At 71.7% G+C, this 3,048-nt stretch carries 2 protein-coding genes and 1 pseudogene; all 3 read right to left on the reverse strand.

What is annotated here, in order from left to right; translation table 11 throughout:
* A pseudogene (locus NQ160_RS21455) lies at positions 1-1,392 on the reverse strand (transcription termination factor Rho); the annotation flags it as partial.
* A 157-nt stretch (positions 1,393-1,549) separates the two neighbouring features.
* Positions 1,550-2,524, reverse strand: coding sequence for a homoserine kinase (gene thrB / locus NQ160_RS21460; protein WP_257517094.1), 975 nt, complete (start codon positions 2,522-2,524; stop codon positions 1,550-1,552).
* Positions 2,521-3,048, reverse strand: a 528-nt coding sequence (locus NQ160_RS21465) for a pyridoxal-phosphate dependent enzyme (protein ID WP_257517095.1), incomplete at its 5' end; no start/stop codon positions are given. The genes thrB and NQ160_RS21465, both read right to left, overlap by 4 nt.

A 3,048-nucleotide genomic window follows, 5' to 3' on the forward strand; every position in this document is an offset into this window, starting at 1 on the left:
ACCCTTGCCGATGGGGGCGACCAGGTCGATGATCCGCTGTGTCAGCTTCTCGGGGGCCGTCTCGAGGCGCAGACGCTCCTGCGGGTACAGCGGCGTCAGCTTGCCGAACTCCACGCGCTCAGCGGCGTCGTCGACGGACAGGCCGTTGATCGAGTCGACCTTGACCAGCGCGTTGTACTTCTGGCGACCGGTCTGCTCGTTCTCGCGGGGCTGCTTGATGGCACCGACGACAGCGTCACCCTTGCGCAGGTGGTACTTCTTCACCTGGCCGAGCGAGACGTAGACGTCGCTGGTGCCGGGCAGGTAGCCGGTGGTGCGGACGAAGGCGTAGTTGTCGAGCACATCGAGGATGCCGGCGATCGGGATGAGAACATCGTCGTCGCCGATCTCGGTGTCGAACTCGTCGTTCTGACCACCCTGCGGGCGACGCTTGTTGCGCTGGCGACCACGGCCACCCTGACCCGACTCGTCGTCGGATTCTGCGGGCTGTGCCTTCTCGGCCGGCTCGGGGGCGTTGCCGCCCTGCGCGTTCTGGCCTGCGGCGGCATCCTTGTTGCGGTTGCGGTTGCGGTTGCGCGAACGGCTGCGCGAACGGGACGGCGTCTCGCCATCGGACTGCTCGCCCTCGGAGGACTTGTCGCCCTCGGAGTTCTGGTCGCCGTCGCTGCGGCTGCCGGCGTCGGCACGGTTGCCCGCGTCGGCACGGTTGCCGGCGTCGGCACGGTTGTCGTCGCTCTTGTCGGCGTCGGCCTTGTCTGCCCGCGCCTCGGCCGCGGGTGCGGCGGCGCTCTCGGGAGCCGCAGTGCCGGCGTCGTCGGTCTTGGCGTCCTCCGCCGGCGCCTCGGCGACAGCCTCGGCCGCCTTGGCGGTGCGGCTGCTGGCGCGACGCGAGCCGGTCTTGCGAGCCGTGCTCTTCGCGGGCGGCGCCTCGACGGTCTCGGCGGCGGGCGCCTCGACGGTCTCGGCAGCGACATCGGCGGATGCCGCGGCGGGCGCGGCCTCCGCAGCGTTGCTCGCCGCCTTAGCTTCGACCGGAGCTTCGACCGCGGCGTCGGCGGCCGGCTCTGCGGCGTTCTCGGCCAGGTCGCTGCTCTTGGCACGGCGCGGAGCGCGCTTGCGCGGCGCCTTCGCCGGCTTCTCTTCCGCGGGGGCGGCTTCAGCCGGAGCCTCGGTCGCGCCGTTCTCGACGGCGGAGACGGACTCGAGCACGTCGGCGGTCTCGGTCTCAGCAGGCGTCTGGGCGGCGGCCTCGTCGCCCTCCGCCGGCTCCGCGGCAACCTCGCCGTCGGCAGCAGGTGCGCCCTCTTCAGGTGCTGTGGTCACGGCCTCATCCACGGGCGTGCCTTCGCCCTCGGTGTCGCCGTCGGTACGGATCTCGGAGATGGACTCCACGAGTACTCCCTTGCGTGTTATCGGATATGCCGGATCGCGTTCGATCCTTGCGGCCGGTGTCCGGTTCCCGGATTGAACATGGGAAACGGCGCAGCGCAATCAGATCGGGATGGATGCAGCAGTTCGCAGAATTGCGACGGAGGCCAGATTCACGGGTTTACGTGGAACCCTCCGTTTGGTCCCTCACTGTACCACCCCTGACATCGACGGCGAGCATGAGGGGCTCCCACGGAGTGTCCGTCACGCGCGCGGCGATGTCCGCCGCGACCAGGCGTCGTCCTGGCCCGTCGGCGAGCACCAGCACGCTGGGGCCGGCGCCCGACACCACGGCCGCGAATCCCTCGGAGCGCAGCGCCCGGACGAGCCGATCGGTCTCGGGCATGGCCTGGGCGCGGTAGGACTGGTGCAGCTTGTCCTCGGTCGCGGCGAGCAGCAGTTCGGGGCTCTGGGTGAGCGCGGCGATCAGCAGGGCAGAGCGCGAGACGTTGAACACCGCGTCCTCCCGCGGCACCTGCAGGGGCTGCAGGCTGCGGGCCAGCGACGTCGACATCGTGAAGCCGGGCACCAGCACCAGCGGCGCAACGCCGCGGTGCACGAGCAGCTTCTTGTGCTGGGGTCCGGACTCGTCGAGCCACGCGATGGTGAGCCCACCGAACAGCGCCGGGGCGACGTTGTCGGGGTGCCCCTCGAGCTCGGTCGCCAGGCGCAGCAGGGCGTCGGGCCCGATCTCGACGTCTCCGGCGAGAAGTCCCTTCGCCGCGAGCAGGCCCGCGACCACCGCCGCCCCCGACGACCCCATGCCCCGCCCCTGCGGGATGACGTTGTGGGCGCGCAGGCGCACACCCGGCATCCGACGGGCGTAGGCCTCGTAGGCGTAGGCCATGGCCCGCACCACCAGGTGAGACCCATCGCGCGGCACGTCCGCCGCACCCTCGCCCGTGACCTCGATGTCGAGTTCGCCCTCGGGGAGCGCCGTGACCGTCAGCTCGTCGTACACGCTGAGCGCGAGGCCCAGCGTGTCGAACCCGGGACCGAGGTTGGCGCTCGTGGCGGGCACGCGCACGACGACCGTGCGCCCTTCGACAGACTCCGGGACCGAGCCGCCCCCCACCCCTGCGGCGGATGTGGTCACGCGGTGGCCCCGGCGACCAGTCCCAGCACCGAGGCGACCTCGCTCGTTGCGGCATCCACGACGATCGGCTCGACCTCGGAGCCGTCGGCGGTGCGCAGCGCCCACTGCGGGTCCTTCAGGCCGTGACCGGTGACGGTGAGCACGACGCGCGCGCCGGCGGGGATGATGCCCGCCTCGGCACGGTCGAGCAGTCCCGCGACGCTGATGGCGGATGCCGGCTCGACGAAGATGCCGACGGCGCCGGCCAGCAGCTTCTGCGCGGCGAGGATGTGGTCGTCGTCGATGGCGCCGAACCACCCGTCGGTGGCATCGCGAGCCTCGAGCGCCAGCTCCCATGAGGCGGGGTTTCCGATGCGGATCGCGCTGGCGATCGTCTCGGGGTGGCGCACGACCTCGCCGCGCACCAGCGGGGCGGAGCCCTCGGCCTGGAAGCCGAACATGCGGGGCACGCGGGTGGCGGCGCCACGGGCGGCCTCCTCGCGGTATCCCCGCGAATAGGCGGTGTAGTTGCCGGCGTTGCCGAC

It is taken from the genome of Microbacterium sp. zg.Y909 (assembly GCF_024626565.1).